The organism is Cupriavidus sp. 22TCCZM01-5 (genome assembly GCF_057798915.1).
Genome location: NZ_JBYOJR010000011.1, coordinates 118,275 through 142,005, shown reverse-complemented (window position 1 = coordinate 142,005; position 23,731 = coordinate 118,275). Strand labels below are relative to the sequence as shown.

The following is a 23,731-nucleotide window of genomic DNA, read 5'->3' as shown; positions in this document are numbered from 1 at the left end:
CAGTCCCCCGTTCCTGGCCGCGTGCGCGGCCATCCTTGTATGTTCTAGATCATCTTTGGTGAAGTACAAGGCGGTTGATGTGCACAAGCCGGCTCAGTTCTTTGAATTCTGCCGCTTCCAGTCACCATCGGGGGTCTCGCAGAACCATCCTGCCCAGCGTTCCTTGCGGCCAGCCTGCGTCAGGTCCGAGCGCACGCGGCGGCACTTTCCGCCCGGGTCGTTCCGGCTGCGCTCCAGCGTCAGGGTGCCGTCAATGGCCGGACGCCGGTCGAGGGCGGGGAACCGGACGGGCACGGTGCCACCGTCGGGCGTATTGGCGAGGGCGTCCTTGTAGAGGCGGACATACTGCGGGACCTCATCCTTACGGAGGGTCCCGACGATGGTGCCGCTCAGGAAGTAGTCGAAATACGCGTGAACCGGCAATGTCGCCGCAGCGAGCGCCAGCACGGCAGCAGCCCGCGCATGGCGGGAACGGATCAGACGCATGGAGGCCCCCCTCTCGAATCCGGTCCGGGCGTACCGCTTTGACATACCGAGCCCGGCATCGCTACCCTTAGTCTAGTCCGCCGGGCAGGCCGGCGGCATTCCCGTCCTCCGGAGAGTCTATGCGCAAACCCCTTCCGTTGTTGCTGACCGGCCTGATGCTGACGGGCCTCGCCTCCATGACCCTGGCGCAGACCGCGCCAGGCCCGGGCCAGGGCGCGGCGAACGCCATCTCCGAGGCCGTCCAGGAAGGCGGCAACCCGTATCGCCCGCCTTCGGGCGGCAGCACCGATCCCGAGGAAGCCAGGCGCGCCAGGTGCGAAGCGCTCAAGGACGAGTTCAACGCGACCTCGAAACAGCGGACCTACCAGTCATCGGGTACCGCCACGCACAACGCACAGGGCCGCCCGATCCCCAAGATCGAACGGGACAAGAGCCACAAGGCATTGCAGGAGACGTACCGCGCCAACTGCACGTGACCAGACCGGGCGTGCAGGAGGGAGCAGGAGCCTGAGCGTTGCGCCCGGCGGGAAGGGCCTCGGACGGTCGATGTGCAAATGGCAAGACTGGCGGCATGGCCCTGGCGGCCGTGCCGCTGTGCATTGGCTGCGCGCGCCTGCTGCCCCGCGCTGCAGCCACGGATAGCGCTCGGTGTCGCTGTCGCCATGTCCGGATCCAGGTACACATAGCAGCGCTGGATACGGAAATCCCGGCGCGCGTCCGCGCGCGATTCCCATTTCGGAAAGTAGAACGCCGCATGCTCGTCGAACAGGTCCGCAACGCAACTGGCCATACGCAGCCCACCGCCTGCCCTGGCCGACGAACAGTTCCGCACGCTTGCCGCGCGCAAGACCGATCCGTACACGGATGGCGCCCTGCGTAGCTTCGACCCATACGCGGACAGCGCCGCCAAGCCGGTCGACGCATTCACCGATGGCGCCTGACGGCGTCTTGCCGCGGTCTGCGACTGCCGGCGCTTCGGAGATTTGCCTGGGCGCGCCGGCGACAAGCGCACCCGAAATCCCCCTGATTTCGATCCGCTTTGCTGACAGCGAGGCGTGCGCGCTCTGTCTCCCATTGACTCCCCCGTCTGCACGGACCGCCGAGTCTATTCGATCGCGCAACTACGCCAATACGCTGTGCACCACCAGCAGCGTGCCGGTCATCCGCGTGCCGTCCGGCGATAGCGTGGGGCCGCCCAGGCGCACCACCACCGCATGTTCGCCCGGCGCGCGCAGGTAGGCGCGGTGCGCCGGCCGCACGCGCTCCCGTGTAGTGGCCATGTCCGGCTTGTCGGTGGCGAACACGGCAAAATAGCGGCCCGTCATGCGCCCTCCGCCAGCACGAAGTCGTACCTGCCCTCGTGGAACGGCCCCTCGATCCCGAAGCGGCTGCCCAGTGGCCCGCCCTGCCCGGCTGGCCGCCGACGACGAGGTTCGACCGCTGGCGAGTTCGCGAAACGCGAGCCTCGTACCCCACCGCCGGAAGACATGAACGGCACCACCATGTGGCGGCGCCGCAAAGGCCCTACTGCTCGGCCGCAGGGTTGAGAATACCGCGCGGGATCAGCGCGATCAGCACGCAGCTCACCAGCAGGCAGGCACCCAGCGCATAGGTGCCGTTGTTGATGTTGCCGGTCATTTCCTTGGCGATGCCGGTAATCATCGAGCCCGTGAAGCCGGACAGGTTACCCACCGAGTTGATCAGTGCAATGCCCGCGGCCGCGGCCGTGCCGGACAGGATCTGCCCCGGGAAGGTCCAGTAGATCGGCATCAGCGCCAGGATGCCGCAGGTGGCGATGGTCAGGAACAGGATCGACAGCGCCACGTTCTGCGCGCACGCCGCGCTCAGGATCAGGCCGACGCCGCCGATCAGCGCGGGAATGGCCGCGTGCAGGCGGCGCTCGCCGGTCTTGCGCGAGTGCGATGCGTTCCACACCATCGCGAAGATCGCTGTCAGGTACGGAATGGCGGTGAGCAGGCCGATATGCAGCGGGCTCTGCACGCCCGACGCGCGGATGATCGACGGCAGCCAGAAGGCCAGGCCGTAGAAGCCGGTGTTGAACGTGAGCAGGATGAAGGTCAGCAGCCAGACGCGCGGGCTGCGCAGCGCGGCGCCGACACTGTGCGACTTGTGCGCGGCCTCGCGTTCGAGGTTGCGCGACAGCACCGCCTTTTCCTGCGCAGACAGCCACTTCGCCGACTGCGGGCCATCGCCGAGGAAGGCCAGCACGATGAACGCCACCACGATCGACGGCAGGCCTTCGAGCAGCAGCATCCATTGCCAGCCGCTCATGCCGGACAGGCCGTGCGTCTGCTCCATCAGCCAGCCGGAAACCACGCTGCCCAGCGTCAGGCTCAGCGGGATCGCCACCAGGAAGCCCGACATGGCCACGCTCTGGCGGCGCGCCGGGAACCAGTAATTCATGTACAGGATGACGCCCGGGAAGAAGCCGGCTTCGCACAGCCCAAGCAGGAAGCGCAGCGTGTAGAACATGGTCGACGTCTGCATGTGGAAAAACTGCGCGAGCGGCACGATGAAAGCCATCGACGACGACACGATGCCCCACGTGATCATGATCCGAGCGATCCAGAAGCGTGCGCCGTAGCGGTGCAGCAGCAGGTTGCTGGGCATCTCGAACAGGAAATAGCCCCAGAAGAAGATGCTGGCGCCGAGGGCATAGACGCTGTCGCTGAGGCTTAGGTCATCGAGCATTTGCAGCTTGGCGAATCCCACGTTGACGCGGTCCAGGTAAGCCACCACGTAGCACAGCAGCAGCAATGGCAGGATGCGCCGCATGACCTTGCGGTAGAGGGCGTCTTCGGACGAGTCGGCCGCGGCCGGCACGGCAGCGGTCTGCGTGAGGGATGACATCGGATTGTCTCCTGATTGTGTAGGTCTTCTTCGTACCGGCAGGCTCGCGGATGCTCAGATGTTACCGATAACATATCGCGGCCAAAAAAATCCGCCGGCGGGCGACGGGGCAACCGGCGTTCTGATACCGGTAACGGACCCGAAGGTAGCATGCCGCGCCATGCGGGTTCAAGTCTCGGCGAACAAGGGATTTCCCTAATGCAGGCGATGATGCAATGGGCGCGCGGCGGCCGGTCTGCACGATGCGCCGCACCGGTATCATGTCGCCTTTACAGGCTTCTCCCGATCGCGATTCCGATGCCCAGCCCCACCGCCGTCCGGCCTGCCGGACCGCCCCGCATGTCCGATGTAGCGCGCCTGGCCGGCGTATCGAAGATGACGGTGTCGCGCGTGCTTGCCGGCCACAGCGTGGCCGCCGAGACGCGCGAACGGGTCTGCAAGGCCATCGACCAGCTCGGCTATGTGGCCGACGCCGCCGCGGGCGCGCTGTCGTCGGGCCGCTCCGAGTTCGTCGCGGTACTGGTGCCATCGCTGTCGAGTTCCAACTTCTCGGACACTGTGCGCGGCCTGACCGATGCGCTCGAACCACATGGCCTGCAACTGCTGCTCGGCGACACCGACTACGACCTGGAGCGCGAAGAACGCCTGGTGCGCTCCATGCTGCGCCACCAGCCGCGCTGCATCGCGCTGACGGGTGCGCAGCACACCGATGCGACGCGCAAGGTGCTGGAGCGCTCCGCGATTCCCGTGGTCGAGATGTGGGACCTGCCCACGCGTCCCATCGACACGGCTGTGGGCTTCTCCAACGTGCGCGCCGCGCGGGCGATGGTGCGGCATCTTGCCGGGCGCGGCTACCAGCGCATCGGCTTTCTCGGCGGCGCCAGCGCACTGGACCGGCGCGGCCTGGACCGCCTCAAGGGGTATCAGGCGGAGATCAAGGCACTCGGGCTCGGTGAGCCCCGCGTCGTGCGGCTCGGCGAATCCCCCATCACCATGAGCCACGGCGGCCCCGCCATGGCGGCGCTGCTGGAGAAGTGGCCGGACACCGACGCGGTGATGTGCGTGAGCGACATGTCGGCATTCGGCGCGATCATGGAATGCCACCGGCGCGGCCTCTCCGTGCCGGGCGACATGGCGGTAGCCGGCTTCGGGAACTTCGAAGTTGCGGCATGGTGCTACCCCGCCATCACCACCGTATCGGTCGACGCCTATGGCATCGGCCTGCGCACAGGCGAAGCCTTGCTGGCGGCGCTGCAAGCGCGTGACAACGGCGAACAGATCGAGTCGCAAAGCATCCGCATCGACTACACGATCGTCGCACGGGAAAGCGCTTGATGGGCTGAAGACGGGCCGGTGGACCCGTGCGGGAACGGGGCGCGTCTCGATGTGCGACGCGCGCGACTTGGCAGAAGCTTCCCGCCGCTCACACGCAAAATCTCCTTTCGCAACGTAAAACGGCCGTGCTAACATCCGCAAATGTTACCGGTAACTATCCGGCAGACAAACCAAGCAAGACATCCACCCGGAGATAGCCCCACATGTCACAAACCCCTCGCCGCCTGCGCAGCCAGGAATGGTTCGACGACCCCGCGCATGCGGACATGACCGCGCTCTATGTCGAGCGCTTCATGAACTACGGGCTGACGCGTGAAGAGCTGCAGTCGGGCCGGCCCGTCATCGGCATCGCGCAGACCGGCAGCGACCTGGCACCGTGCAACCGCCACCACATCGAACTGGCCGAGCGCACCAAGGCGGGCATCCGCGACGCGGGCGGCATTCCGATGGAATTCCCCGTGCATCCGCTGGCAGAACAGAGCCGCCGGCCCACGGCTGCGCTCGACCGCAACCTGGCCTATCTGGGGCTGGTGGAAGTGCTGCATGGTTTTCCGCTGGATGGCGTGATCCTGACCACCGGCTGCGACAAGACCACCCCCGCCTGCCTGATGGCAGCCGCCACCGTGGATATGCCCGCCATCGTGCTGTCGGGCGGCCCGATGCTCGACGGCTGGCACGAGGGCAAGCGCGTCGGTTCCGGCACGGTGATCTGGCACGCCCGCAACCTGCTGGCTGCCGGCGATATCGACTACGAAGGCTTCATGAAGCTGACTACGGCATCGTCGCCGTCGATCGGTCACTGCAACACCATGGGCACTGCGCTGTCGATGAACAGCCTGGCCGAGGCACTGGGCATGTCGCTGCCGGGGTGCGCGAGCATTCCGGCCGCTTACCGCGAGCGCGGCCAGATGGCTTACGCCACGGGCAAGCGCGCCGTCGAACTCGTGCGAGAGGACCTGCGGCCGTCGAAGATCATGACGCGCGCGGCGTTCGAGAATGCCATCGTGGTTGCGTCCGCACTCGGCGCGTCGAGCAACTGCCCGCCGCACCTGATCGCCATTGCGCGCCACATGGGCGTGGAACTGAGCCTGGACGACTGGCAGCGCTTTGGTGAATCCGTGCCGCTGCTCGTCAACTGCATGCCCGCCGGCGAATACCTCGGCGAGAGCTTCCACCGTGCCGGCGGCGTGCCGGCGGTGCTGCGCCAACTCGATGCGGCCGGCCTGCTGCGGCGCGACTGCCTGACGGTGTCGGGCCGTGCGATCGGCGAGATCGCCGACACCGCGCAGGACGCCGACCGCGACGTGATCCGCACGCCCGAGGCGCCGCTCAAGCACGGCGCCGGCTTCATCGTGCTGTCGGGCAACTTCTTCGACAGCGCCATCATGAAGATGTCGGTGGTAGGCGAGGCGTTCCGCCAGACCTACCTTGCCGAGCCCGGCGCGGAGAATACCTTCGAGGCACGCGCCATCGTCTTCGACGGCCCGGAGGACTACCACGCCCGCATCAACGACCCCCGCCTGGAGATCGACGAACGCTGCATCCTGGTGATCCGCGGCTGCGGCACGGTGGGCTACCCGGGCAGTTCGGAGGTCGTCAACATGGCGCCGCCCGCCGAATTGGTGAAGCGTGGCGTGACGTCGCTGCCATGCATGGGCGACGGACGCCAGAGCGGCACGTCGGCCAGCCCCTCGATCCTGAACATGTCGCCGGAAGCCGCCGTCGGCGGCGGCCTGGCGCTCCTGCGCACGAACGACCGCATCCGCGTGGACCTGAACCGCCGCAGCGTGAACGTGCTCGTAGATGAAGACGAACTCGTGCGCCGCCGCGAGACCGCAAGCTTTACCGTACCTCAGGCGCAGACACCCTGGCAGGAACTCTACAGGCAGCTCGTTGGCCAGTTGTCCACCGGCGGCTGCCTGGAACCGGCCACGCTGTACCTGAAGGTGATCGAGCAGCGCGGCAACCCGCGCCATTCGCACTGACCCCACCGCACACGACATTTGCCGAGCTGACCATGCGTACTCTTTCCGTTTCCGACTGCCTGCCGCACGACCTTGCGCGGGCCCTGCTGATCGGCCGCGTCTGGCGGCACGATGGCGCCCACGCGGGCCCGAGCGTCGTCGCGGTCCGCGGCGGCGAGGTGTTCGACATCACGCGCACCGTGCCGACCACCGCCGACCTGTTTGACCGCCCCGACGCCGCCGAGATCGCCCGCACCGCCCCCGGCGAATCGCTGGGCCGCGTCGAGCTGCTGCTGCAGGCGGCGCTGGACGGCAAGCCCGCTTCGACGCACCTGCTCGCCCCGTGCGACGTACAGGCCATCAAGGCCTGTGGCGTCACCTTCGCGGTGAGCCTGATCGAACGCGTCATCGAAGAACAGGCCGGCGGCGATCCCGCCAAAGCGCGGGACGTGCGCGAAACCATTGCCGCGACCATCGGCACCGACCTGTCGAAGATCATTCCCGGTTCGGACGCCGCCATGCGCCTGAAGGCGGAACTGGAGCGCCGCGGCGCGTGGTCGCAGTACATGGAAGTCGGCATCGGCCCCGATGCCGAGGTGTTCTCCAAGTCGCAGCCGATGTCCGCCGTGGGCTTTGGTGCAGATGTGGGCCTGCTCCCAGTGTCGGTGTGGAACAACCCGGAACCGGAGATCGTGCTGGCGGTCAGCTGCGATGGCAGGCCCGCAGGCGCCACGCTCGGCAACGACGTGAACCTGCGCGATATCGAAGGCCGCTCGGCACTGCTGCTCGGCAAGTGCAAGGACAACAACGGTTCGTGCGCGATCGGCCCGTTCGTGCGGCTCTTCGACGACGGCTTCACGCTGGATAGCGTGCGGCAGGCCAGCGTGTCGCTGCGCGTGGAAGGCGCGGATGACGACTTCGTCCTCGACGGCATCAGCCACATGCGCGAGATCAGCCGCGACCCGGTCGACCTCGTCGCGCAGACCTGCGGCCGGCATCACCAGTACCCGGACGGCTTCATGCTGTTCCTGGGCACGATGTTCTCCCCGATCCAGGACCGCGACGCACCCGGCGCCGGCTTCACCCACCACCTGGGCGACCGCGTCACCATCTCCACGCCGACGCTCGGCGCGCTCGTCAACACCGTGCGGCTTTGCACCGAGATCACGCCGTGGACCTTCGGCGTACGTGCCCTCTACGCCAACCTGGCCGCGCGTGGCCTGCTCAATGCCTGATGCCCCGAAACCCAGCAAGAACATGAAGACACTCGCCAACTACATCGACGGACAGTGGATCGAAGGCAAGACCACTGCGCCCAACGTCAACCCGTCCAACCTGGACGACGTGATCGGCCAGTTCGCGCAGGCCGACGCCAATGACGCCCATCGCGCGATCGCCGCCGCACGCAAGGCGTTCGGACCGTGGTCGGTGTCGACCCCGCAGCAACGCTTCGATGTGCTCGACCAGGCCGGCACGACCATCCTGGCGCGCAAGGCCGAACTGGGCCGCCTGCTCGCACGTGAAGAGGGCAAGACGTTGCCCGAGGCCATCGGCGAAGTCGCGCGCGCCGGCCAGATCTTCAAGTTCTTTGCCGGCGAGGCCCTGCGCCTGGGCGGCGAGATCCTGCCGTCCGTGCGCCCCGGGCTGACCGTCGAGGTCACGCGCGAGCCGCTCGGCGTGATCGGCCTCATCACACCATGGAATTTTCCGATCGCGATTCCCGCGTGGAAGATCGCGCCCGCGCTGGCGTACGGCAACTGCGTGGTGTTCAAGCCCGCCGAACTGGTCCCTGGCAGCGCGTGGGAACTTGTCAATATCCTGGTCGAATCCGGCCTCCCTCAGGGCGTGCTCAACCTGGTGATGGGACGCGGCGCGGTGGTCGGCGAAGCCATGGTCGCGTCGCCCGACGTGGATGCCATCAGCTTCACGGGCTCCGTCGCCACCGGCAGCGCGATCGCCGCGCGCTGTGTGGCGTCGGGCAAGAAATTCCAGCTTGAGATGGGCGGCAAGAACCCGATGGTCGTGCTCGACGATGCCGACCTCGACGTAGCCGTCGAAGCCTGCATCAACGGCGCGTTCTATTCGACCGGCCAGCGCTGCACGGCATCGAGCCGCCTGATCGTCACCGACGGCATCCATGACCGCTTTGTCGAGGCCATGGGCAACCGGCTGGCCGCGCTGCGCATCGGCGACGCGCTGTCGGCGGATACGCAGATCGGTCCCGTGGTCGATGCGCGCCAGCTCGAACAGGATGAGCGCTACATCGCCGTCGCGCGCGAAGAAGGCGGTACCGTCATCGGTGGCGAACGCCTGGAACGCACCACGCCGGGCTTCTTCCTGGCGCCGGCACTGGTGACGGGCACGACGGCGGGCATGCGCATCAACCGCGAGGAAGTGTTCGGTCCCGTGGCCTCCGTGATCCGCGTGAAGGACTACGACGAAGCGCTGGCCGTGGCCAATGACACGCCGTTCGGGCTGTCAGCGGGCATCTGCACGACATCGCTGAAGTACGCCACGCACTTCCGCCGCCACGTGCAGGCGGGGATGGTGATGGTCAACACTGCCACCGCGGGCGTCGATTACCATGTGCCGTTCGGCGGCCGCAAGGGTTCCAGCTATGGGCCGCGCGAACAGGGCAGCTACGCGCGCGAGTTCTACACCACGGTGAAGACCGCCTACATCCACGCCGGGCAGGTGTAAGCTAGGCCTCCGTGTCCACTTGGCTGGCCCAGTGGACAACGACCCGCACGAGCTATGCCCGGAGTACGAGCGCCACATCCTGGTTTCCAGCGTGCCGGTCGCTCGAGTCGTGTTGCTTCTCAACTAGCGCGTGGCCTATTTCTTGGCTACGCGCCCGAAGACGGCGGCCAGCTCGGCATCCTCCAGCACCGGCATGATCTCCAGCTCCATCAGATCGCTCCACTGATAGGCGAACTCGGTGAGCTTGGCCGCGTCATCGGTTTCGAGCAGATCGAAGCCCGACCCGAGATCGGCGCGGGTCCATCTGCCAAGCAACTGGACGCCCTCCGGGGGTACCCCACCGGTTCGCAGAAAGCGCTCGATCGCTTCGGCGCGCTGCTCCGTATCCGGAGCCCAATGGAAGGTCATCACGAATTTCATGGCGGCATCTCCTGATAGTGGTGTGTCTCACCTCCTCCTACTTCTATATACGTTCCGGCGCGCCATGCGGATGCGATCGAGCGCGCGCGTCGCCGCGCGTGTGTGTCGCATGTGACGCCGTCGATGCTGATGTTGACGTTTCAAGCTGCAGATCTGACATGTGCAGCGCTTGCCGCGCCGGTGCTGGTTCCCATGGGTTACCGTGCGCTGTTGCTTGCCGAAGCTGGGCCGCAGGGTCGACTGCGTGCCCATGCGCGTTTAGGGCTTGATTCCACGCACGACAGCACTATCCTTTGGCGATAGTGGAACCAAGATCTGCTGACCCGCCAGGGTGCAAACTCAGGCTTCAGGCCCAGATGAAGGTCCAGCCTTGAAGGCGCTAGCAGCGCTGCTGACGACCTGGGTCATCCAGTGGGACCGATTGAATGAGCTGGGCAATGGATTCCTTCCGTGTTTCCTTCGACGCGTACTTAAACATGATTGCCAAGGCTACCTCCGACGGGAGTCCGGTGGTGCTGGAGACAGAGCGCACGCTTTCGCTCCGTTTCAAAGGGCTTGCGACCCAGAGCCTCATGTCTCGGCGCGACCCCGATAAGCTGATGCTCGGCTATACCCGGTCGATGATGAGCTTTCTGCTGCTGCACCCGACGCCTGCCCGGGTCTCCATGATTGGCCTGGGTGGGGGCTCCCTCGCCAAGTACTGTTACCATCATCTTCCGAATACCAAGGTTGTCGCCATTGAAATTGATCCGGCAGTGATCGCCTTGCGCGATATGTTTCGGATCCCACCCGATGACGACCGCCTGGAAGTGCTCTGCGCAGATGGCGCCGAATACGTCAAAGGCCACGATGCGCGGCCGGAGGTGATTCTGGTGGATGCCTTTCTGGCGCACGGCATGCCCGCGACATTTGGGAGGGCGGCATTCTATGCCGCCTGCCACGCGCGGCTCGCCGACGATGGCGTACTAGTCGCCAACTTCGTGGGGAATGACGAGGACGTCCCCATATATCTGGAGGAAGTTCGCTCGGTGTTCGGTGAGTCGTTCTCCATTTCGCTGGCGGAGGACAGCTGCAATTTCATACTGTTCGCCTGGAAGGGCGCATGGGATCTCCCTTCGCTGGACACGCTGCTCGCGCGTGCGCGCATTCTGGAAACCACCCATCCTCTCAAATTGCGCTTGGCGGCCGGTCGCCTGAATCAGGGCAAGCGGCTCGCATCGCGTCTCAAATTCTGACCAAAGCCGGCGAGCTGACTGCGTGCGGACGAATGCTGGGCGAAGTGCAGTTCCGGCGCAGTGAGACCGGCAAACCGGCTCTGGCGGGGAGCCGTGTTCTCTTTCTGCATCACGTTGATTTGCGGGAATGGTCGATGGTCCGACGGCAAAGTTCGACCATCTACGGACGCTCGATTTTGTGACGATGCTGCCGCATGGGACGGGTGCCGCCTCATCCGGTGGCTTGGTGTGCTTTCCTGAGGCCAGGATGGGACTGCGTGAGGGGGCCGCAATCTCGGCAGAGATGCCAGTGAAACTCCAGAGCCGCCAGACCGACCGGCTATGTGTATCATTCGGATTTTGCCGCGCGTCCGTGCGTGCCAGCATTACTGAATGGACAAGATCATTGTCTACGCCTTGCCGTTGTTTTTCGTGCTGATGGCGTGCGAATTCGCCTACGGCCTTGCAAGGCGCAAGAACACCTACCGGCTCAGCGACTCGCTGAGCAGCCTGAGCCAGGGCTTGCTTAGCCAACTGGTGGCCGGCATTACCCAGTTGTTCCAGATTGGCCTTTACACGCTGGTCTTCCGGCGCGTGGCACTGTTCGCCGGCTCACCGATCTGGCACGCCTGGTACGGCTGGTTGATCGCCATCGTGCTGTTTGACTTTTGCGACTATTGGCTGCACCGCATGGGGCACGAAAGCGCGGTGATGTGGGCCGCCCACGCGGTGCACCACCAGAGCCAGCACTTCAACCTGTCCACAGCGCTGCGCCAGGAGAGTACCGTCGCCTTGCTCGGCTGGCCGTTCTACCTGCCGATGGCGGTACTGGGCGTGGCACCGGAGCAGTTCGCGCTCGCCGGCCTCATCGTGCTGCTCTATCAGTTCTGGATCCACACCGAGCACATCGGCAAGCTCGGCTGGTTCGACCGCGTATTTTCTTCACCGTCCAACCACCGCGTGCACCACGCGGTGAACGACCAGTATCTCGACAAGAACTATGGCGGCATGCTGGTGATCTGGGACCGACTGTTCGGCACATTCGCCGAGGAACGCGAGCCCTGTGTCTACGGGACCCGCACCCAGTTGCGCAACTGGAACCCGCTGTGGGCGGTGGCGGTAGGCTACAGCGACATCGCCAAACTGGCGCGCCGCACCAGGCGCTGGTCGGACAAGCTGCGCCTGTGGTTCAAGCCGCCGGGCTGGCTGCCCGAAGACCTGAAGGCCGCGGCCAGCACCGTGCCCTATGATCTGCAGGCTGCCGCCCAGCGCTACGACCCACAGTTATCGCGCGGCCGCCGCTGGTTCGCCGCAGCGCAGTTCCTGCAACTGATGGCGGCCACCGGCAGCTACCTGTGGTTTGCCGACGACTTGTCCTTCGGCCAGACCGTGCTAGTGGTTGCGCCGATGGTGGCGGGGCTGTGGTCGCTTGGCATGCTGCTGGAAGGCCGCCTGAAGATCGCCCAGATATGTTGGGTGAACTTGGCGAGTGCCGGCGCCGCGCTGGCGATCTGGCTGAGCCTGTACCCGCGCTGACCTCGGCCGTTTCCGTCTTCGGAGCGGCGTTTTCGTCCAGATAGCGAACCCGCACGCGTCTACCGCGATGCCTGATGATCCAGGCGCGCCGACGCTTCAGCGATTCCTGCTGGCGTGCGCACGGTAAACCTGCATAGAGACTGGCGCGTCCTAAAGGATTCGAACCTCTGACCGCTCGCTAGAATGGCCGGTCGACTTCACAAACAGTCGCTTGACTATTGATAGATTTCGCAGCTCATCGGCGTCTGGCGACGGTCCCATCACCATTCGGTTCCACCGTAACCCGGCGCAGAACGGGAGACGTTGCCCGGTCCCTGTTTCGCAGGAGAGGCTTGGTCGTGGCGGCCTGTCCGTAGGCAGACACGACACCAGGGCGGCCGGGCAAGCGGCTCAGATCACGCAGTCGGAACAGTTCCTCCGTCGATGACGTACTCAGTGCCGGTGATGGCGCTGGCGCGGCCAGAGACGAGGAAACCAATGAGTTCTGCCACTTCCCGGGGCGAGCAGGGCCGGCCAAGAGGAATGCCGCCAAGCGAATCCATGATGATCTTGCGGGCGCCTTCCGTGTCGATGCCGCTTTGTCGGGCGACCTCGGCAACGAGACCTGCGGCGGCATCAGTCTCGACCCAGCCCGGGGAGACACGCACGACGCGAACGCCCTTGGGACTCACCTCCTTGGACAAGGCTTTGCTGTAGTTTGACAGGGCAGCCTTGGCGGCGGCATAGGCAATCGTCGCCTCCGGCAACGGTAATTGCCGCTGGATCGACGTGACGTGGATAATGACGCCCGAATGCTGCTCGACCATAGAGGGCAACAGCGCGCGATCGATGCGCACTGCCGGGAATAGGTTCAGGCTCAATGCCTTGTTCCATTCATCGTCATCTAGCACGCTGAAGCCACCGGCCGGTGCAGATGAGCCGCCCACGACGTGCACGACTATATCGACGCCACCGAACCGCTCTAGCACGGCGTCGACAATAGCTTTACAGCCCTCGGCCGTCGTGATGTCCGCCCCGATGAACCGTTCTTCGGCAAGTTCATCGGGACGGGAACGCGCCGTCGTCAGAACGTTCGCACCTGCCTCGCGAAGGCGTGCGACGACGGCTTTGCCGATGCCTTTGGTTCCGCCTGTAACGAGCGCCCGAAGCCCCAGAAGTTCAGGTGCGGAGCTCATTAGCGAATCTCCAGCGACGCAATCCTGCCGCCGGCCAGGACGAACGTGTAGGTCAGCTCGACTGGGCTACCGGGGAATGTGCCCTTGAGTCGTGCGTGCATCGTCACAGTGGCGCCGTCCTGGGATACGTCCAACGGCTCAATGCTGTACTGGTACCTGGTTTTGCTGTCTTTCTTCCAGGCCTGGATTGCTTCCAGCCCCTTGATCGTGCGGCCTTCGTCCCGCACAACGGCATCGGCGGTAAAGCAGTTCAAGAGAGGGGCGGTGTCCGTGACGGTTTCCGCGAGCAGATAGGCATCCAGTGGCGGAGGCAGCATCATGTTCATTGGGGTTCACCTCAACGTGAAGGTTTGCATGCCCCAATCATGGCGCTACAGTTACCGTATCGCAAGAACGCACAAAAAAGTAAGTAACCCCTTGGCTAACCGAAAAAACTACACCCCCGCGGCTGCCGCAATCGATGTCGAAGCCGCATTCAAGCTGCTGGAAGGCCGCTGGAAGCTGGTGATCCTGTTTCACCTCTTCGGCGGTCAGGTACAGCGCTTTTCGGACCTCGAGAGACTGATCCCCGGCATCACACAGAAGATGCTTGCCCAGCAGCTACGCTGCCTCGAAGCGGACGGCATCGTGACGCGTACGGTCTATCATCAGGTGCCGCCGAAGGTGGACTACCGCCTGACTGACTGGGGCCAGGCGTTGTGCCCGGCACTGGATGCGATCCTGACATGGGCGGAGCGCCGTGAAGACTTTCCGTAGGCTGCGCCGAGCTTGTGCGGCTAGCAGCCCGTCATCCAGAATCCAATTTCGCAAGTCGGCGACGTGGTCTCATCCGCGACCGTCTCATGTCGCGCCGGAACCTGACGGTCGTAAATCTCATTTGAGGGGCAGCACTGGGGCGTCTTCTGCCCTACGCGGACCAGTCCAGGAGGAACGCTCGGCTGTGCTGAGCGTCGGGCCGTTCCCGGCCAGTAAGGGACCTTCGTCCGACGCGTCGCCGAGACACTCACATGGCAGCTCCCCTCGGCAAGCGGTCGTTCGATCGCCGAGAGATGGTATCGCGACATCGACTGCATTCAGTGCACACCTCCATTCCACGGTCTCAAAGCAGAATCCCCCTCCGCGGGTGCCCCTGAAACGACAGGCTGCAAATTTGGAACGCGACCCGATCAGTCGGCGGTCACACCAGCCGTCTTGGATACCCGCCCCCAACGCTCGGTCTCCAGGCGGATGAACTCGGCAAGCTTCGCTGGCGTCATGTCGCCAGCCGTCACACCCTGCTCTTCGAAGCGCTTCAACACGTCCGGCTGTTGCAGCGCCTTGGCCAGTTCCGTGCCAAGCCGCCGCGTGACCGCGTCGGGCGTGCCCCGAGGCGCCATCAGCGCATACCACGTGGTCACCTCGTAGCCTTTGATGCCGCTTTCGTCCAGCGTGGGCACGCCGGGATACGCCGAGGAACGCTTCGCCGTGGTCACCGCCAGCGCGCGGAGCTTGCCCGAGCGCACGTGCGGGGCTGCCGAGGGACTCGTCTCCACCGCCATCTGGATCTGCCCGGCGATCAGGTCGGTCATCATCGGCGCACCGCCCTTGTATGGGACGTGAACAATGTCGGTGCCAGTCATCGACCGGAACAGTTCGCCAGAAAGATGCTCGGTGCTGCCGGGGCCGGCCGATCCGTAGTTCACCTTACCCGGATGCGACTTGATATACGCGATCAGCTCCGCCACCGACTTGACGGGCAGCGATGGGCTGACCAGCAGCACGTTCGGGGTCAACGCCACCAGGCCGACCGGCACCAGGTCGCGCGTGAAATCGTACGGCAGTTTCTTGTAAATGCCGGGCGCCATCGTGTGCGCGACGGTGGCAAGCAGCAGCGTGTAGCCGTCGGGCGTGGCGCGCGCCACGTTGCCCGCGCCGAGCGTGCCTCCTGCGCCCGGGCGGTTGTCCACCACCACCGGCTGGTGCAACGACTCGCCCATCTTGTGGCCAATGGTGCGGGCAATGATGTCGGTGGTGCCGCCGGAAGCGAAGGGCACCACGACAGTGACGGGTTTCTCCGGCCAACCTTGTGCGGCAGCCGGCACCATGCTGCCGAGCGCGAGGGTTGCGCCTGCCAGACAGGCGATGGCGGTGCGGCGGGTCATGTCGGACATGTGACGGTCTCCTTGAGGTTCGATGATTTTCTTGTCGGCGTTGCGGTTCTTCAGTGCTGCACTGCCTCAGTCGGAGCCGAGCTGCAACGTATTGGGCTGGCGCTTCTCGATGGACGACTTCAGAAGCGCCGCGCAGCGGTAGATGCCGTGGGCGAACTTGCCGAACGGCAGCGTGGCGAACAGCGCCATCACCACGCCAAGGTGGATGGCCAGCAGCATCGCCATGGCTCCGGTCCCGCGGCCGGCCAACAGGCCAAGCCCGGTAGCCGCTGTGAGTAGCAGGAGCGCGATGAAGCCGCGATCCATGGGCCGCTGGGCGGCATCACCCCGGTTGGGGTCGCGCCGCAGGTTCAGCCACAGCAGGCCGGCCGGCCCGATCAATAGCCCGATGCCGCCGGCCGTGCCGAGGATCACCGGCAGGCTCGTCACCGCATACGGCGCGTGGAGGTCCAGCAGGTAGTGGTACAGCGTGGCCACGCCAGTGGAGGCGAAACAGGCCATGAAGCCGTAGAACGTCAGGTGGTGGAAGCGGCGACGCGCCAGCGTGAATCGGTCGTCCTGCTCGTTGCAACCCTGCCCGTGTCCGCCGTCGAGGTAGGTGAGCGTGAGCGCGTCACGCGCGGCCTCCCCCAGCGCGGGCGGGGTGGCACGGCCCGGCGATACATCGCGCCAGAACGTCCGTATGCCAATGCCCAGCGAGAGCACCGCGAAGCCGAACACTGCCCCGAACATCGCAGCCATCATATTGTGCGGAAAGATCGCGTAGAAATTGCCGGCCAGCGGCGCGTGCCACAAGGCGCCGTGGCGCGAAATGGCCAGCAGCAGGAACAAGGCCAGGCCGAAGGCAAGCGCCAGCGCAACGGTGAGGCCGTTGCGCCGGTACAGTGCGCCCAGCGGCGCCGGCCATGCATATTCGGCGTAGGTCTCCCCACGTACGCGAGCCATGGCCTGCGGCACGTTCACCGCGAATTCGTGCGGCGGCGCGTACTGGCAGGCGTGGTAGCAAGCCCCACAGTTGTGGCAGAGGTTGGCCAGGTAGTTCACGTCCGCCTTGCCGAATGACAAGCGCCGCGTCATGGCCGGGAACACCGCGCAAAAGCCTTCGCAGTAACGACAGGCATTGCAAATCTGCATCTGACGGGCAACTTCGGCTTCATTGCCGGTCAGCGGCAGCACCTGGATGGGAATGATCTTCCGAGCGCCGGTTTGACGGATGTCGCCCGCCGTCTCCACGGCCGCCGCCGCCCCCACCGCCGTTTCGCCGGCCTCGCGCACCAGCGCCTCAAGCTGCTTCATGTTGTACTCCTTTCGCTTGTGCGGCCGCGCGCGCGGCCCGGGTGCCTGCAATCCGGCCGAACGCGGTGCCGATGGACATGCCAACGCCCGCCGTGTAGCCCTTGCCCAGCACGTTGCCGGCCATCATCTCGCCGGCAACGAACAGGTTGTCGCTCGGCTCACCTCCAAAATGGACGGCGGCGTGCTCGTCGACCTTAAGGCCGAGATAAGTGAAGGTGATGCCGGGACGCAGTGCATAACCGTAGAAAGGCGCGGTGTCGATGGGACGCGCCCAGTGAGTCTTGGGCGGGATCAGCCCTTCGGTGCGGCAGTCGTCCAGCGCCGTATGGTCGAAGGTGCCAATGCGGCACGCGGCGTTGTAGTCGGTCACGCTTTTCACGAACGACTGCTCCGGGAGGCCGAGCTTGCGCGCCAGTTCGGGCAGTGTGTCGGCCACCGTGCCGGGGAAGACCGGCGGCATGAAGCGGCCGATGGCCTTGGCATCGATGATGGAGTAAGCAATCTGGCCCGGTTGCTGGGCGACCAGACGGCCCCAGATCGCGTAGCGCTTCGGCCAGAAGTCCTCGCCCTCGTCATAGAAGCGCTCTGCTTCCCGGTTCACCACCACGCCGAGTGACACGCAATCGATGCGCGTGCAGATGCCGCCGTCATACAGCGGCGCGCGCGCGTCGATAGCCACACAGTGGGATTGCGACGGGTCGCCGATGGCATCGGCCCCCGCCTCGATCATGTGCTTGAGCAGTACGCCCGTATTGAATCGGGTGCCGCGGATCAGGAAGTTGTCGGCCGGCCATTCGCCGCGCTCGTTGCGGCCCCAGGCTTCGCGCAGCCATTCCCGGTTCGATTCGAAGCCGCCCGCCGCCAGCACGCAAGTGTGTGCCTCGAAGCGGTGTGCGCCGCTGCGCGCAGCCACAAACCGGCTGCCATCGAGTTCGATGGCATCGACCGGCGTCTCGTAGCGGATCTCCACCCCGAGGTTTTCGGCGCTGCGATAGTAGGCATTCACCAGAGCCTTGCCGCCGCCCATGAAAAACGCATTGGTACGGGCTACATGCAGCGCGCCCGACAGGGGCGGCTGGAAATGCACACCGTGGCGGCGCATCCAGGGTCGGCAGGTCGATGACGCGCGGATCACCAGCCGCGCCAGCGCCTCATTGGTGATGCCGCCGGTGACCTTGAGCAAGTCTTGCCAGTACTCCTCCTCGGGGTAGCTGTCGACCAGCACATCCTGGGGCGCATCGTGCATGCATCGCAGATTGCGGGTGTGCTGGGAGTTGCCGCCGCGCCATGCCTTGGGGGCCGCTTCCAGCAGCAGCACACTGGCGCCAGCTTCGCGCGCCATGAGGGCGGCGCACAGTGCCGCGTTGCCCCCGCCGATTACGAGTACGTCCCACATGAGTACAGTCTCCGATTGTTGGCTGCGACTGTACTGAGCGGGGCGGGCGCCCGCCAGAAGGGAACGGAAAAGAGGTGTTTACAAATCGTGAAGGGTCGCCCCTTGCCAGCTTCCGCTCAGCACCAGTTCCCGCGCGACGGAAGCCAGCGTGCCGCGCGCAGCGAGCCCGGCCGGCGACAGTTCTTCGTCCGACAAGCTGGCCAGCACGTTGGGGCGACGGGCCGCGGCGTCCGCAATGGGGATCATGGCCAGCGGCTCGCCGCCGAGTCGCGCGACTGCCGCGCCGGGCTGCACCGTCGCCCCGAAGCCTGCCCGTACGGCATCCATTAGCATCGCCAGTCCGTCTATCTCGGCCACCAGGTTTGGCTGGAATTTGCCCCTGGCAAACGCCACGTCGAGCACTGACCGCAATCCGTGCGGACTGCTGGGCAGAATCAGCGGCAAGTCGCGCAACTGGGCCAGCTTCGCGGTTTTTCCCGCGGGCATGCCGGGCATGTCGCGCCGGAAGATGAGAAAAAGGCGTTCGGTGAGCAGTGGCGCCACACTCCAGCGGTGGTGTCCGTCCGCCTGGAACAGGATGGCCAGGTCGAGTTGGCGAGTATCGATCATGGTGGCCAGGTTGCCCGACAGACTTTCCACCAGATGGAGCCGGATGTCAGGGTAGCGATTCCTCATGGCCTGCATGAAGGGCAAGCCGAGTACGGAGATCGTACTCGGCGCCATACCGACGCTGACATGGCCCGACAGTCTCGCAAGCTGCGCGGCACGGACAGCATCGTCGGCATGGCGCACGGCCAGTTGCGCCTGCCGCCAGAAAGCCAGGCCAGCGTCCGTTGGCACCACGCCGGCGGATGTGCGCTGCAACAACCGTGTCGCCAATTCCCCTTCGAGCCTGCTAATCTGCTGACTAAGGGCCGACGTGCCCACGTCCAGCTTCTGCGCGGCCTTTCCCATGCTGCCGAGTTCGACCACCTGCAGGAAATACCGCAACTGCCGGAGCTCCATTCGCTTCCTCCTTCTGGCTCTATCCTTAAGACGCGCGCGCCTGTCCGGCACGCTCGCACCACATCGCAATGCGGTCGACAGCCTTTTCGCGGCGCGCTCCCCCGCCCGTCCGACGCATCTGTCGCGTCCACGGCATGCGCTGACGACCTTGTTCACTGCGGACTCCGCAATGCTACTGCCGTGCAGTGTAGAGGGAACGGTCGCCTTCCGCGTCGGCGAGGATAGCGCTTACTAGTTGCCAGACAGAGCCAGGATGCGCTTCGCCTGCTCGATGACGGGCTTGTCGACCATCTTGCCATCGACCTGCACGGCATGGCTGCCGGACGAGGTGGCCACGATCACGCGGCGGGCCCAATCGGTCTGCTGCGCGGACGGCCGAAAGCCCGCTCGCACGCCGGCCACCTGCGACGGGTGGATACACAGCTTCCCGGCGAAGCCGAGTTCCCGGGCATAGGCAACGTCGTCGGCCAGAACGGTCTCATCCTTCAGCGCGGTGGTCACGCCGTCAACGGGCGGCGGCAAGCGGGCGACGCGCGAGGCCAGCACGAGGCGGCTGCGTGCGTAGGCCAGTGCGTCACGGGTGTGCTCGCAGCCGAGGTCGACGGCGTAGTCGATGGAGCCGAACGCCAGCCGCGCCACGCCAGGCGCCGTGGCGATGGCGTCGGCCTGATGCACCCCAATGGCGCTTTCGATGAGCGCCACCAGTACGCCGTGCGGATTGACCCTGCGCAGCGCCTCGGCGATGCCGCCCAACGCCGCAGGTTGTTCGGCCTTGGGAACCATTAGCCCGGCCAGCGGCGTGCCGGCGGGCAGGTTGGCGAGCCACTCCAGGTCGGCACTGAAATAAGGCGAGGCGGCGTCATTGATCCGGACAAGGACATTCGCCGCCTGCCCTGAAAGCTGCCTTGCCGCGAGCCACGAGGCGATTGCCACGCGGGCGGCGTCCTTGCCGTCGGGGTGGACTGCATCCTCCAGGTCGAAGATTGTGACGTCTGCGCCGGCGGCAACGGCCTTGTCGAAGCGCTCGTGCCGGTTGCCCGGCACGAAGAGATAGGTGGTGGCAATGTTCATGGCGGTGCCTTTCAGCGGGCGGCAAGGTGGAACACGGAGTCTTCGTGCACGTCGTCCCTCAACCACGTGCGACGAGGCGCCGTTGATCAGCGCCGCAGTACGGCGAACTGCGGCGGCAGTCGACCTGATGCAAGAAATGAAGACAATGGCTTGCCACGGAAGCGGCGGCGTACCGTTCGGAGCTCGCCATCGTCGAGAAGGGCTAGTTGTATCCCAAGAACGCGATATCGGTCACGTCTTGCCGGTCATTCAGATTCTCCATCAGCACCTCGGTCGGTGTCCGTATCCAAGAAATGGCCATTGGATCGGGGTCCTTAACCGCAACCGGTGCGACGGCGTAGCAAGGCCGGGATACCAGCTCCGGCCTCTTTTCGCTGCCCGAGTGAGCTTCGACTATGGTCATGATTTCTCCTATTGCTGAATCCGTAGAAGGCTTAAAGCGGATTTCAATTTGCCGCCGACATTGGCTTAAACGTCGGATTCGCCGCCATGCCCATATTGCGACGACCGAGTCACCCGGCTGATATGCAGTTGCAAGACTGTAGGTAGTCCTTGGCCGGCTCCTCACAGCGCAGTTAACACGAGTCGGCTAATTGAGGATGTGGAGCGGGAAGTGCTGGCGCCAGCCTTGACTCCGTAACGACGCGCCGCCATCGCGTCAGCTCGGACTCTACTTTTGCCGTCAGCGCCTCGGGACTGCTCGGCTCCGCCGTCGCGCCATAACTTTCAAAGCCTGCAATGACGTCCGGGTCTCGCAAAACTTCGTTCAAGACCTGGTTTAGCTCATCCACCTTCGCGGCGGGAGTGCCAGCAGGCGCGAACAGCGCGTACCACTGTGTCAATTGCACGCCGGAAATCCCCGCTTCAGCAAGGGTAGGAACATCCGGCAAACAAGAGAGGCGTTGCGGACCGGCAACCGAAAGCGCATGAAGGCGCCCGGCCCGTAGCGGCCGATACGCAGTGAGCAGGCTAGAAAACATCACCTGTGTGCGCCCTTCGATGGTGGACGCAATTGCCGGCGCAGCGCCGTCAAAGGTGAGAGAGCGCATCGATGTGCCAGTGGCAAGCTGGAAGAGTTCCGCACCGAAATGAGGCGGTGTGCCGTCGCCTGCGGACGCGTAGCGCAGACCATGTGGCTCTTGTTTCAAGCGGGCAATCAGAGCCTCCACGTCAGCCGGCACGTTCGACGGATTTGCCACCAGCAATATCGGAGAAGACCCAATGAGACCTATCGGCGCAAAGCTGCGGAGGGGATCGTATCCAACCTTCTGAAGTGCGGGATTCATCGCATGTGTTCCCACGTAGCCAAGGAGCAACGTATGTCCATCGGGGACCGCCCGCGCAACATACTCGCAGGCTATGCCTCCGTTCGCACCGGCCCGGTTATCGATGACCACCTCTTGCCCCAGCAGGCGCCCGATGCGGGGACCGATGAGGTGAGCCACAGCGTCATTGCCACCGCCTGCGCGTGTAGGAAGGATGATTTGCAAAGGCTTCGCCCGCGATCCCACCGAGGGCTTTGCCATTGGCTCGGGCCGGGAGAAAACGTAGTCGGGCAGATGGAGTTCACCAGCCATGATTTTTCGGGCCGTTCGAACAAGCGCTGCACGAGTGACTTTTGTGGCATCACCCTCGCCCTCCAGTTCTACTTCGACTTCGATCCGCCCAGCAGGATGAAGCACCACGAGGGCATGTCGGCCAGAGTGCCTTTCGTTTTGGCTCGCGACGGTACCCGACAATGCGAAGGCGCTGGCCACGCCGATAGCTCCCGTAACGGCATGAGAGGCATGGCACTTGCGCGGAGTGAAGTAGCGCGATGTGATGCTATCCCGCGAGTCGCCCGGGCTAACCAACACAGGCTTCGGAATGACGCTGTCAGACACATCGCCGAGACCCATCAGCAGGCCGGCTTGCAATCGCAGCGACTCCAGTCGCGACAGCAATGCTGCATCACTGTCAAGCGTGGCCGGTGCTTCACGGCCGCTGACACCCAGGTCGCAGGCCCGGACAATCATCAGCGGCATGGCCGCGTCGATGCAAGTCACCTCGACGCCGTCGATCACATCGATGCGGTTTCCCGTCGGGAATACTTGACCTGTCACGGCGCCCCAGGCATCCACAAAATCAAGCAAGATCGGAGCGCCGGTTCCAGCGACGCCGTCGATGCGGGTGTCACCGTCATAGGTTATCCGGCCATCCGGCGTACGTACGGTCACGTCAATTCGAGCGCCAGTATTGACGTTATGCACGCGTACGCGAGTCGTGTCGCGCTCGACCTTGACGAGACCCTGCTCGATGGCAAAAGGCGCGACGCCTGACAGCATGTTGCCGCAGTTGGGGCGCGTATCCACCGAGCAATTCCCGACTCCCACCTGTACAAAAAGGTAGTCCAAGTCGCAATCGGGCTGCGTGGACCGTGACACAATGGCTACCTTGCTGTTAAGCGTGCTGCCGCCCCCAACGCCGTCAAGTTGCAAGGGGTCCGATGCTCCGATAGCGCCAATCAACGCCTGGTCACGCTCCTCATCGCTTTCCGGTAGCCATTCGCGCAGGAAAAACGGTCCGCGAGAGGTGCCGGCGCGCATCAGGACACAGGGAATAGTTTTACTCATCTCAGTCCGCCTTCAACTTCGCCGCCTGCACGACCGCCTTCCATTTCACTTGCTCCTGTTGCATAAAAATTTGCATTTGACCCGGCGTCATCGTCGCGACCTCCGCGCCCTGGCCTTCCAGACGTCGAACAACGCTTTTCTCCGCAAGCGCTTGGTTGAGCGCCTTGTTTAACGCTTCTACGACCGGCATTGGGGTATTGGCAGGCGCGAAGTTCCCATGCCACTGCGAAACGTCGACATCATTAATGCCCTGCTCTTTCAGTGTGGGGACGTTCGGCATCAATGCAGAACGCTTGCTGCCCGCGACGCCAACTACCTTAAGCTTGCCGCCCCTTACATAAGGAATGGCCGTAAGAAGACTTGAAAACATCACTTGTGTCTGGCCTGCTATAGGACCTCTCCGCCCGCAAACGTATCGTCATACTTTTCTGATACCTATGGAATTGCATAATTGCGAACGGTTGATGCACACTATGGATCAGTGACGACGACGCAAGGCA

The 23,731-nt window shown here is 64.7% G+C and carries 22 protein-coding genes; 8 read left to right on the top strand and 14 right to left on the bottom strand.

Translation table 11 applies throughout. The features are described 5' to 3' along the window. Positions 1-93 precede the first annotated feature (93 nt). The gene (locus AC3FNH_RS13490; RefSeq protein WP_276100035.1) at positions 94-486 is read right to left on the bottom strand and encodes a hypothetical protein; all 393 of its coding nucleotides are present in this window, start codon (positions 484-486) and stop codon (positions 94-96) included. A gap of 119 nt (positions 487-605) precedes the next feature. On the opposite strand from AC3FNH_RS13490, the gene AC3FNH_RS13485 reads away from it, so the two are divergent. After that, positions 606-962: a hypothetical protein gene (locus AC3FNH_RS13485; protein WP_488720380.1), complete on the top strand. Its 357-nt coding sequence runs from the start codon at positions 606-608 to the stop codon at positions 960-962. A gap of 645 nt (positions 963-1,607) precedes the next feature. Here the strand turns inward: AC3FNH_RS13485 and AC3FNH_RS13480 are convergent. After that, positions 1,608-1,811 (bottom strand): YciI family protein, encoded by a 204-nt coding sequence (locus AC3FNH_RS13480; protein ID WP_488720379.1) that lies wholly within the window; start codon positions 1,809-1,811, stop codon positions 1,608-1,610. 199 nt (positions 1,812-2,010) lie between these two features. Continuing rightward, positions 2,011-3,357, bottom strand: coding sequence for an MFS transporter (locus AC3FNH_RS13475; protein ID WP_488720378.1), 1,347 nt, complete (start codon positions 3,355-3,357; stop codon positions 2,011-2,013). A gap of 297 nt (positions 3,358-3,654) precedes the next feature. Between AC3FNH_RS13475 and AC3FNH_RS13470 the strand changes: the two genes are divergently transcribed. From AC3FNH_RS13470 to AC3FNH_RS13455, 4 genes are all read left to right on the top strand, one after another. After that, entirely contained in the window at positions 3,655-4,692 is a 1,038-nt protein-coding gene (locus tag AC3FNH_RS13470) for a LacI family DNA-binding transcriptional regulator (RefSeq protein WP_488720377.1), read from the top strand. Between the two features lie 203 nt (positions 4,693-4,895). Further along, positions 4,896-6,677 (top strand): IlvD/Edd family dehydratase, encoded by a 1,782-nt coding sequence (locus AC3FNH_RS13465; protein WP_488720376.1) that lies wholly within the window; start codon positions 4,896-4,898, stop codon positions 6,675-6,677. Positions 6,678-6,709: 32 nt separating this feature from the next. After that, entirely contained in the window at positions 6,710-7,891 is a 1,182-nt protein-coding gene (locus AC3FNH_RS13460; RefSeq protein WP_488720375.1) for a fumarylacetoacetate hydrolase family protein, read from the top strand. Positions 7,892-7,913: 22 nt separating this feature from the next. Next, the gene (locus tag AC3FNH_RS13455) at positions 7,914-9,356 is read left to right on the top strand and encodes an aldehyde dehydrogenase family protein (RefSeq protein ID WP_488720374.1); all 1,443 of its coding nucleotides are present in this window, start codon (positions 7,914-7,916) and stop codon (positions 9,354-9,356) included. 135 nt (positions 9,357-9,491) lie between these two features. On the opposite strand, the gene AC3FNH_RS13450 is transcribed toward AC3FNH_RS13455, so the two are convergent. Continuing rightward, positions 9,492-9,776: a DUF3303 domain-containing protein gene (locus tag AC3FNH_RS13450; RefSeq protein ID WP_488720373.1), complete on the bottom strand. Its 285-nt coding sequence runs from the start codon at positions 9,774-9,776 to the stop codon at positions 9,492-9,494. Between the two features lie 437 nt (positions 9,777-10,213). Between AC3FNH_RS13450 and AC3FNH_RS13445 the strand changes: the two genes are divergently transcribed. Both AC3FNH_RS13445 and AC3FNH_RS13440 read left to right on the top strand, forming a co-directional pair. After that, positions 10,214-11,011 carry a fused MFS/spermidine synthase gene (locus AC3FNH_RS13445; RefSeq protein WP_488720372.1) on the top strand — a complete coding sequence of 266 codons (798 nt, stop codon included), beginning with the start codon at positions 10,214-10,216 and terminating at the stop codon, positions 11,009-11,011. Between the two features lie 372 nt (positions 11,012-11,383). After that, on the top strand, positions 11,384-12,526 hold the full coding sequence (locus AC3FNH_RS13440; protein ID WP_488720371.1) for a sterol desaturase family protein: 1,143 nt from the start codon (positions 11,384-11,386) through the stop codon (positions 12,524-12,526). A gap of 395 nt (positions 12,527-12,921) precedes the next feature. Here AC3FNH_RS13440 and AC3FNH_RS13435 read toward each other — a convergent pair whose 3' ends face one another. Together AC3FNH_RS13435 and AC3FNH_RS13430 are read right to left on the bottom strand one after the other, a co-directional pair. Then, on the bottom strand, positions 12,922-13,701 hold the full coding sequence (locus AC3FNH_RS13435; RefSeq protein WP_488720370.1) for an SDR family oxidoreductase: 780 nt from the start codon (positions 13,699-13,701) through the stop codon (positions 12,922-12,924). After that, positions 13,701-14,027 (bottom strand): nuclear transport factor 2 family protein, encoded by a 327-nt coding sequence (locus AC3FNH_RS13430; protein WP_488720369.1) that lies wholly within the window; start codon positions 14,025-14,027, stop codon positions 13,701-13,703. Before AC3FNH_RS13430 ends, AC3FNH_RS13435 begins: the two co-directional genes overlap by 1 nt. A gap of 91 nt (positions 14,028-14,118) precedes the next feature. Here AC3FNH_RS13430 and AC3FNH_RS13425 point away from each other — a divergent pair, with 91 nt between their 5' ends. Next, the gene (locus AC3FNH_RS13425; RefSeq protein WP_276100683.1) at positions 14,119-14,457 is read left to right on the top strand and encodes a winged helix-turn-helix transcriptional regulator; all 339 of its coding nucleotides are present in this window, start codon (positions 14,119-14,121) and stop codon (positions 14,455-14,457) included. Positions 14,458-14,867: 410 nt separating this feature from the next. Here the strand turns inward: AC3FNH_RS13425 and AC3FNH_RS13420 are convergent, their stop codons facing one another. The 8 genes from AC3FNH_RS13420 to AC3FNH_RS13385 all read right to left on the bottom strand — a co-directional run bounded on the left by AC3FNH_RS13420 (position 14,868) and on the right by AC3FNH_RS13385 (position 23,622). Continuing rightward, positions 14,868-15,851, bottom strand: coding sequence for a Bug family tripartite tricarboxylate transporter substrate binding protein (locus AC3FNH_RS13420; RefSeq protein ID WP_488720368.1), 984 nt, complete (start codon positions 15,849-15,851; stop codon positions 14,868-14,870). A 66-nt stretch (positions 15,852-15,917) separates the two neighbouring features. Continuing rightward, positions 15,918-17,147, bottom strand: a complete 1,230-nt coding sequence (gene tcuB / locus AC3FNH_RS13415; RefSeq protein ID WP_488720367.1) for a tricarballylate utilization 4Fe-4S protein TcuB — start codon at positions 17,145-17,147, stop codon at positions 15,918-15,920. Beyond that, a complete protein-coding gene (tcuA, locus tag AC3FNH_RS13410; RefSeq protein WP_488720366.1) occupies positions 17,134-18,543 on the bottom strand; it encodes an FAD-dependent tricarballylate dehydrogenase TcuA in 1,410 nt (469 codons plus the stop codon). The genes tcuB and tcuA overlap by 14 nt, the downstream gene beginning before the upstream one ends. Before the next feature lie 78 nt (positions 18,544-18,621). Beyond that, positions 18,622-19,548, bottom strand: coding sequence for a LysR family transcriptional regulator (locus tag AC3FNH_RS13405; RefSeq protein WP_488720365.1), 927 nt, complete (start codon positions 19,546-19,548; stop codon positions 18,622-18,624). 231 nt (positions 19,549-19,779) lie between these two features. Then, a complete protein-coding gene (locus AC3FNH_RS13400; protein WP_488720364.1) occupies positions 19,780-20,619 on the bottom strand; it encodes an HpcH/HpaI aldolase/citrate lyase family protein in 840 nt (279 codons plus the stop codon). A 202-nt stretch (positions 20,620-20,821) separates the two neighbouring features. Next, complete coding sequence (locus tag AC3FNH_RS13395) at positions 20,822-21,022, bottom strand: hypothetical protein (protein WP_488720363.1); 201 nt, start codon at positions 21,020-21,022, stop codon at positions 20,822-20,824. Positions 21,023-21,194: 172 nt separating this feature from the next. Continuing rightward, complete coding sequence (locus AC3FNH_RS13390; RefSeq protein WP_488720362.1) at positions 21,195-23,231, bottom strand: 4-oxalomesaconate tautomerase; 2,037 nt, start codon at positions 23,229-23,231, stop codon at positions 21,195-21,197. 1 nt (position 23,232) lies between these two features. Then, positions 23,233-23,622 (bottom strand): Bug family tripartite tricarboxylate transporter substrate binding protein, encoded by a 390-nt coding sequence (locus AC3FNH_RS13385; RefSeq protein WP_488720403.1) that lies wholly within the window; start codon positions 23,620-23,622, stop codon positions 23,233-23,235. Positions 23,623-23,731 lie beyond the last annotated feature (109 nt).

Coding starts and splice junctions, on each gene's coding strand:
- AC3FNH_RS13490 (WP_276100035.1), bottom strand. CDS start 486: ATGCGTCTGATCCGTTCCCGCCATGCGCGGGCTGCTGCCGTGCTGGCG.
- AC3FNH_RS13485 (WP_488720380.1), top strand. CDS start 606: ATGCGCAAACCCCTTCCGTTGTTGCTGACCGGCCTGATGCTGACGGGC.
- AC3FNH_RS13480 (WP_488720379.1), bottom strand. CDS start 1,811: ATGACGGGCCGCTATTTTGCCGTGTTCGCCACCGACAAGCCGGACATG.
- AC3FNH_RS13475 (WP_488720378.1), bottom strand. CDS start 3,357: ATGTCATCCCTCACGCAGACCGCTGCCGTGCCGGCCGCGGCCGACTCG.
- AC3FNH_RS13470 (WP_488720377.1), top strand. CDS start 3,655: ATGCCCAGCCCCACCGCCGTCCGGCCTGCCGGACCGCCCCGCATGTCC.
- AC3FNH_RS13465 (WP_488720376.1), top strand. CDS start 4,896: ATGTCACAAACCCCTCGCCGCCTGCGCAGCCAGGAATGGTTCGACGAC.
- AC3FNH_RS13460 (WP_488720375.1), top strand. CDS start 6,710: ATGCGTACTCTTTCCGTTTCCGACTGCCTGCCGCACGACCTTGCGCGG.
- AC3FNH_RS13455 (WP_488720374.1), top strand. CDS start 7,914: ATGAAGACACTCGCCAACTACATCGACGGACAGTGGATCGAAGGCAAG.
- AC3FNH_RS13450 (WP_488720373.1), bottom strand. CDS start 9,776: ATGAAATTCGTGATGACCTTCCATTGGGCTCCGGATACGGAGCAGCGC.
- AC3FNH_RS13445 (WP_488720372.1), top strand. CDS start 10,214: ATGGATTCCTTCCGTGTTTCCTTCGACGCGTACTTAAACATGATTGCC.
- AC3FNH_RS13440 (WP_488720371.1), top strand. CDS start 11,384: ATGGACAAGATCATTGTCTACGCCTTGCCGTTGTTTTTCGTGCTGATG.
- AC3FNH_RS13435 (WP_488720370.1), bottom strand. CDS start 13,701: ATGAGCTCCGCACCTGAACTTCTGGGGCTTCGGGCGCTCGTTACAGGC.
- AC3FNH_RS13430 (WP_488720369.1), bottom strand. CDS start 14,027: ATGAACATGATGCTGCCTCCGCCACTGGATGCCTATCTGCTCGCGGAA.
- AC3FNH_RS13420 (WP_488720368.1), bottom strand. CDS start 15,851: ATGTCCGACATGACCCGCCGCACCGCCATCGCCTGTCTGGCAGGCGCA.
- tcuB (WP_488720367.1), bottom strand. CDS start 17,147: ATGAAGCAGCTTGAGGCGCTGGTGCGCGAGGCCGGCGAAACGGCGGTG.
- tcuA (WP_488720366.1), bottom strand. CDS start 18,543: ATGTGGGACGTACTCGTAATCGGCGGGGGCAACGCGGCACTGTGCGCC.
- AC3FNH_RS13405 (WP_488720365.1), bottom strand. CDS start 19,548: ATGGAGCTCCGGCAGTTGCGGTATTTCCTGCAGGTGGTCGAACTCGGC.
- AC3FNH_RS13400 (WP_488720364.1), bottom strand. CDS start 20,619: ATGAACATTGCCACCACCTATCTCTTCGTGCCGGGCAACCGGCACGAG.
- AC3FNH_RS13395 (WP_488720363.1), bottom strand. CDS start 21,022: ATGACCATAGTCGAAGCTCACTCGGGCAGCGAAAAGAGGCCGGAGCTG.
- AC3FNH_RS13390 (WP_488720362.1), bottom strand. CDS start 23,231: ATGAGTAAAACTATTCCCTGTGTCCTGATGCGCGCCGGCACCTCTCGC.